Raw genomic sequence first — 6492 nt, forward strand, 5'->3', positions numbered from 1 at the left:
CCACAGCGGATCGTCGAAGAATGCGGACGTGACGGTCGCGACGATTGCCTCGATATCGTCGGGCTGCGCTACGCGGGTGAGGTGGCCGGTGGGATTCATTAGCTCAGGATATGGGCGTCGCTGACTTCGCCGTCGAGGTACGGTGGGTGCCATGACCGACACCTGGCCCGGCGCAATCAGTGCCGTCACTCTCTTCACCGAAGACCTCGCGGCGACGAAGGCGTTCTACAGCGAGGTTTTCGGGCTGCCCGTGCACTATGAAGACGGGCAATCCGCGGTGTTTAACTTCGGCAACACGCTCATCAACCTGCTCGAGATCGGTGAGGCGCCAGGGCTGGTCGAGCCTGCCGTGGTCGCCAGCCGAGCATCCGGAACCCGTATGCAACTCACCATCACAGTCGACGATGTGGATGCCACGTGCGCCATGCTCGCCGACCGTGGTGTCACCCTGCTGAACGGGCCGGTTGATCGGCCATGGGGCATCCGAACGGCGTCGTTCATCGACCCCGCGGGGCACGTCTGGGAGATCGCGCACTGACTCGGAATGTCGGTGGCGTGCGGCAACATGAAGACATGACACCACCAATATTTGCTCTTGCGCCAGGCCGAATATCGCACTAACGTGAGGGCTGATCGATAACCGGGAGGAGGCCGACATCATGATGTTCAACAATGCAGTGACAACTGATTTTGCAGTGACATTTGATTTTGCAGTGTCATCTGATTTTGCAGCAGCGTTCCGCACTGCCCCACGGCCCGCTGTAACGCACAGCTCCATCGTCGACCTCGCCACCATCTCCGCCGCCTGACCAGCTGGCTCAGTCCGCCGCCCGAATGGGCGAGATGCTATCGAAGCCCAACCGGCCCTCCTGACAGGGCGCTGGTCTCCCATCCCGGTATTCTCGCGTCTTCCGCGACCCGGGTCCCCGCCGCCGCGAGCGGCTCCGCCGTGTCACAACAGGCGTCGTCGTCTTCTCTCGTCGAACACCGTCGACTGCCCAGGCACCGCACCAGCAAGGATCATTATGAACGCCACACTGACCAGCACCACCGGTCTGCATGAACACCCCCCTTCCGTCCGCTACGAACCGCGCACAGTCGGAGTTTTTGACCGAGTCGCATTGCACGTGGGTATCGCCCTCATCAAATGGGGCCGTCGCCCGCGGCGAATCATGTCTCGGGAGCAATCCAGCCGCGAATTTCGCACACGAGTCGAGCAAGAGGAACGCGAACGAGCAGCCGAACGTCGGCTGCGACTCAACGGGCCGCTGCGATGAGTGCGGTGTCCGTGGTGAGCGCACCGGGCGGAGTCACACCCGCCCGGTGCCTCGGCCCACCGCCTCGCTTCTAGGCCAGCGCACGCAGTCGTGGCGCGAGATCGCGCTCGAAAAGGTCCAGGAAACGCCGTTGATCCTGACCCGGGGCGTGGAATACGAGGTGATTCATTCCGTATCCGACATAGCTCGCGATCTGCTCGACTACCGCATCCGGATCATTGCCAACAATCCACCGTGATGCGATCTTCTCGATCGGGAGCGCATCAGCCGCCCTCTCCATCTCGATCGGGTCCGTGATGTCGTGCTTCTGCTCTTTCGACAGGGCCAACGGTGCCCAGAAGCGCGTGTTTTCGAGCGCCAGTTCGGCATCGGTGTCATACGAGAGCTTGATTTCGATCATCCGGTCGATGTCAGTGAAGTCCCGGCCGACCTTCTCCGCGCCCTTCTTCACAGCAGGGATCAGTTGCTCCGTGTAGAGCTCCACGCCCTTACCGGAGGTGCAGATGAAACCGTCCCCCGCCCGGCCCGCGTAGCGCGCCACCACCGGGCCGCCCGCTGCCACATATACCGGAATCGGAATGTCTGGCCTGTCGTAGATGGATGCGTCGTGGGTCGAGTAAAACTCCCCCTCGAAGTTCACGCGATCCTCACTCCACAACTGGCGCATCAGCTCGATGGATTCCCGCAGTCGCGCGAATCGCTCCTTAAACTCAGGCCAGGTCTGCTCGCCCGCTCCGCGGAAGCCCGTCGCGACCTCGTTGAGGGCTTCGCCGGTGCCGACCCCGAGCATGATGCGGCCCGGGTAGAGGCATCCCATTGTCGCAAAAGCCTGCGCGAGAACCGCGGGGTTATAGCGAAAGGTCGGGGTCATGACGCTCGTGCCGATCGAGATGGTGCTCGTGCGCTCCCCCACCGCGGCCATCCAGCTGAGGGAGAACGGAGCATGCCCGCCCTCGTGCCGCCAAGGCTGGAAATGGTCACTGACCGCCACGCTTTCCATGCCGTGTTGCTCGGCGGCTACCGCAATTTCTACCAGCTCACGCGGGTCGAACTGCTCAGCCGATGCCTTGTATCCGAGTTTGAGGGTCACGCCTCTATTCTGCGCTGGATCGGGGGTGGGCGGTACCTGTAAGTCGGTCCTACCGTTTAGGTCCCCTGCTTGCCGCTTCCCCCGCGGCCTCTGGCGCGCCCTGCCCTCCGCCGCGCCCTCCTTTCTGGCGCGCCCTGCCCTCCGCCGCGTCCTGCTTTCTGGCGCGCCCTGCTCTCCGCCGCGCCCTCCTCTCCGCCGGAAATCTGTGGAAAGAGGTTTTGCACATTTTCGTATTTATATTCGAATGTCTGAGACAATTGAACCATGCCCGACTTCGCCTCCCTCCTCACCGAACTTGCCTCAGTGGCATCCCGGTGTGCGAGCGCGGCGCGGGCGGGCGCGGGCGAATCTGTCGACGAAACTCTGCTCGATCACCTCCGGAATATTGCCGCATCAGTCCGCCTGCTCGACATTGCAGCCTCCACCGTCGCCGCAGAGATTGACCATCGTTCTCGCCGAGAACTGGGATACAGCGGGCTCGCGCAACGGCAGGGTGCACGCACCCCGGCAGTATTGGTGCAGTCGATTACGGGCGCGAGTGGGGCTACCGCGCGCCGGCTCATTCGAGTCGGTGCGATGGTCTCCGAGATTGCCACGCGCGATGAGCAGCCGACGTTCTGTATCACAGAGCCCTGGCTCGAGGTCGCCGTTCGGGCGGTGGCAGCAGGGGTGATCTCCAGCGAAGCGCTTGAGGCGATTCGGTGCGGGCTCGGCGCTCCCAGCGGTGACGTGTCCGCGCCGGCGGAGGGTGATGTGACGGTTCAGGCCCTATCGGTCGCCGTAGGACTGCTTACCGCCATAGCCAACGACGTAACACTCGACCAGCTCGCCGCCTGCGCCCGCGAGAGTCGCGACCAATTGGATTCCGATGGGGTTAGTGCCCGGGAAGAGGAGCGTCGAGGCCGCCGGTACCTGCGCCTATTTCCCCAGAGCGATGGGATGACGAAGATCGTCGGCCTGCTCGATCCCGAGTCTGCTGCGGTGGTGTGCGCTGCGGTCGACGTGGCAACGTCGCCTCGGCGGGGTGGCCCCCGGTTCGTCGATCCGAAAGACGTCGCTCGGGCCGAACAGATCGTCAACGATCCCCGGTCTACCGAGCAGCTGGCGCTGGATGCCCTCGTTGAGCTGGTCGATGTCGCCGTCAGGTCTCGTAACGGCGGCGTGCTCGGAGCTCGCCGAGCAGACGTGCGCGTTCTGGTCACCCAGCGCGACCTCGCGGCCCACACCGGAGTGGGATTCATCGAAGGCCAGAAGGCCACGATCTCCATCGCGAGCGTCGAACGCCTTGCCTGCGACGGTGGGCTTCAGCCGATCCTGTTCGACGACGACGGGCAGAGTCTGAACCTCGGCCGTTCACAACGGCGGCACAACACCCGTCAGCGGGCGGTGATTTCGGCTCGGGATGGCGGGTGCATCGAACCCGGGTGCGACCGGCCGCCCAGCTGGACCGAAGTTCACCACATCGACGAATTCAGCAAGGGTGGCAACACAGACGTGGCAGACGGAGTGTGCCTGTGCCGGTATCACCACATGCTCGTTCATAACAACGGTTGGAAGATCGACCGTAAGAATGGGCGCTACTGGCTGGTGCCGCCACCCGACATAGATCCGCAGCAACGACCGCGCCAGCTACACACCGCAAGCCCTGCGATGCGACGGCTGCTCGTCAGCGCCTAGGTGCCGGCGACGACGTGAATTCCGGCGCGGATAACGTCTCGCCTGCGGGACACGTGAGCAGCGAACCGGCAGCAGTTTACGGCGACTGCAGATACTTCGACACGGCCAATGGCACGTATGGCGCGACATCCCCACCCAGCGACGCGACCTGTCGCACAAGAGAACTGGAGACATGAGCATGAGCCGGATCAGGCAGCATGAACACCGTTTCGACCCCGGCCAGGTCGCGGTTCACGATTGCCATGGGGGTTTCGTACGCAACATCCACCTGGGAGCGGATTCCCTTGACGATCACAGCGGCGCCGACCTCCGTGCAGTAGTCGACCAGGAGGCCGACGCTCCAGCTCGTCACCCGAATGTCGCCAGTGAAACCGGCCTCGCGAATAGCCTGCTCGATCAGCGTCACCCGCTGGGCTATCGGAAGCAGCGCGGTCTTGCCTGGATTGTGAACCACCAGCACATGAAGTTCGTCGAACAGACCCGCCGCACGTTCAATGACGTCGAGGTGCCCGAGGGTGACAGGGTCAAAAGACCCAGGAACAACGGCGATCCTGTGCATAACCTCACCCTACCCAACCCACGTTACGGTTTCGTTACCGCAGTCACCCGGCTGGGGCGCAGAGCCCGGAGCCACAGGGCGGGCGGGCGACATGACGCATCAGTTCTTTGCCAGAAACGCTTCCGATGTCTCATCGAGTCTGCGGTCGAGAGCCTCGCGCAGTGCCGGGTGTGCCGCCAGCGTGGGGTCGGCGGCGAGCACCTCGGCGGCTCGCTCCCGCGCGTCGGCAATGAGAGCGCCATCCTTCGCCACCCGCACCAGGCGCAAGCTCGACCGACCACCAGACTGGGTGGTTCCCAACACATCGCCCTCCTGTCGCAGCTCCAGGTCTTTATTGGCCAGCTCGAATCCATCGAGGGTGGATGCCACGGCCTCCACCCGCTCACGAGCAAGAGTCTCCTGCTCGGCTCCGGTCACAAAAAGCGCGAGCCCCGGTACCTCACCGCGTCCAACCCGACCGCGCAGCTGATGCAGCTGGGACACCCCGAACCGGTCGGCATCGAGCACCACCATCGTGGATGCGTTCGGCACATCCACGCCCACCTCGATCACCGTCGTCGCCACAAGCACATCGATCCGCCCCTCGGCGAACGAGCGCATGATCTCGTCTTTGTCGTCACCCGACATCCGGCCGTGAAGAGCTTCGATACGTTTGCCGGCCAGTACCGGATTGGCGCGAAGGGATGCCAGAACGTCCGTCACCGTGGCAGTGGGACGGGGGGCAGCGGCGTCCGCAGCCTGGGCATCCGGAACCGGAAGATCAGATTGCTCACCGGGACTCGTATCGATCGCCGGGCACACGACGAACGCCTGGTGGCCCTTGGCCAACTCTTCCGCGACCCTGGACCAGACCCGGGACACCCATCCCGGATGCTCGGCCAGCGGAACCACGAAACTCTCGATGGGCGAACGGCCGGCGGGCAACTCGGCGATGGAGGAGATGTCGAGGTCACCGAACACCGTCATGGCGACGGTACGAGGAATGGGAGTGGCGGTCAGCACGAGCACGTGCGGAGGTTGCCGGCCCTTCAGTCGCAACGCCTCGCGCTGCTCCACGCCGAAACGGTGCTGCTCATCGACGACGACGAGCCCGAGGTCGAAAAACTCGACCTTGTCACCGAGCAGCGCGTGCGTTCCGATGACGATGCGCGCCGAGCCAGACACGGCCGCAAGCAGCGCCTTCCGGCGTTCGGCCACCGGAAGTTGACCCGTCAACAGGGTTGGTCGCAGGCGCGCGGCGAGGTCAGGGCCGAGCGTCTTCACTATCGACCGAAGATGCTGGTGGGCGAGCACCTCGGTGGGGGCCAACAGGGCAGACTGGCCACCCGACTCTGCCACGGCGAGCATCGCCCGGAGCGCGACAAGAGTCTTGCCCGAGCCCACCTCGCCCTGCACCAGCCTGTTCATCGGCACCGGTACCGCGAGGTCATCCGAAATCTGCAGTCCCACCAGCGCCTGGTCGCCGGTCAGGGTGAACGGCAGCGCCGCGTCAAAACCGTCGAGAATCACCCCGGCCGTGCGTGCAGTCGCGGCCGTCTCCCGCAGCCTTTGCCGTTGTTGCAGCAGCGCGGCCTGCAGCACGAAGGCTTCCTGGAAGCGCAGCGTCTTGCGCGCTCCGCCCCACTCGGCGTCGATCGTTGGCCGATGGATGAGTCTCAGCGCCCGCGAATATGGCATGAGTTTCAGTAAACCGCGCACAGCATCCGGAACCGGATCGTCTATCTCCGGCAGGGCGTCAAGCACGACAGCGACAGCCTTCTGGATCTGCCAGCTCGCCACGGTAGAGGTGGCCGGATAGAGGGGAATCGGCAGCTCGGCCCAGGCTTTCGCGCGCTCGGCGCCGGCGCTGTCGGCCGCAGCGCCAGCAGCAACACCATCGCCAGCGCCAG

At 64.4% G+C, this 6492-nt stretch carries 6 protein-coding genes; 3 read left to right on the top strand and 3 right to left on the bottom strand.

What is annotated here, in order from left to right; genetic code table 11:
- The first annotated feature begins 151 nt into the window (after nucleotides 1-151).
- The gene (locus tag RMN95_RS13495) at nucleotides 152-538 is read left to right on the top strand and encodes a VOC family protein (protein ID WP_309617426.1); all 387 of its coding nucleotides are present in this window, start codon (nucleotides 152-154) and stop codon (nucleotides 536-538) included.
- A gap of 121 nt (nucleotides 539-659) precedes the next feature.
- Entirely contained in the window at nucleotides 660-809 is a 150-nt protein-coding gene (locus RMN95_RS13500) for a hypothetical protein (protein ID WP_309617427.1), read from the top strand.
- Between the two features lie 538 nt (nucleotides 810-1347).
- Here RMN95_RS13500 and fgd read toward each other — a convergent pair.
- A complete protein-coding gene (fgd, locus tag RMN95_RS13505) occupies nucleotides 1348-2367 on the bottom strand; it encodes a glucose-6-phosphate dehydrogenase (coenzyme-F420) (protein WP_309617428.1) in 1020 nt (339 codons plus the stop codon).
- A 264-nt stretch (nucleotides 2368-2631) separates the two neighbouring features.
- Here fgd and RMN95_RS13510 point away from each other — a divergent pair, with 264 nt between their 5' ends.
- Nucleotides 2632-4044, top strand: coding sequence for a DUF222 domain-containing protein (locus RMN95_RS13510; protein ID WP_309617429.1), 1413 nt, complete (start codon nucleotides 2632-2634; stop codon nucleotides 4042-4044).
- Nucleotides 4045-4120: 76 nt separating this feature from the next.
- Here RMN95_RS13510 and coaD read toward each other — a convergent pair whose 3' ends face one another.
- A complete protein-coding gene (gene coaD / locus RMN95_RS13515; RefSeq protein ID WP_309617430.1) occupies nucleotides 4121-4603 on the bottom strand; it encodes a pantetheine-phosphate adenylyltransferase in 483 nt (160 codons plus the stop codon).
- Nucleotides 4604-4702: 99 nt separating this feature from the next.
- The coding region (locus tag RMN95_RS13520; RefSeq protein WP_309617431.1) for an ATP-dependent DNA helicase RecG at nucleotides 4703-6492 on the bottom strand (1790 nt) is incomplete at its 5' end.

The organism is Salinibacterium sp., assembly GCF_031364185.1.
Taxonomy (GTDB): domain Bacteria; phylum Actinomycetota; class Actinomycetes; order Actinomycetales; family Microbacteriaceae; genus Rhodoglobus.

Coding starts and splice junctions, on each gene's coding strand:
- RMN95_RS13495 (WP_309617426.1), top strand. CDS start 152: ATGACCGACACCTGGCCCGGCGCAATCAGTGCCGTCACTCTCTTCACC.
- RMN95_RS13500 (WP_309617427.1), top strand. CDS start 660: ATGATGTTCAACAATGCAGTGACAACTGATTTTGCAGTGACATTTGAT.
- RMN95_RS13510 (WP_309617429.1), top strand. CDS start 2,632: ATGCCCGACTTCGCCTCCCTCCTCACCGAACTTGCCTCAGTGGCATCC.
- coaD (WP_309617430.1), bottom strand. CDS start 4,603: ATGCACAGGATCGCCGTTGTTCCTGGGTCTTTTGACCCTGTCACCCTC.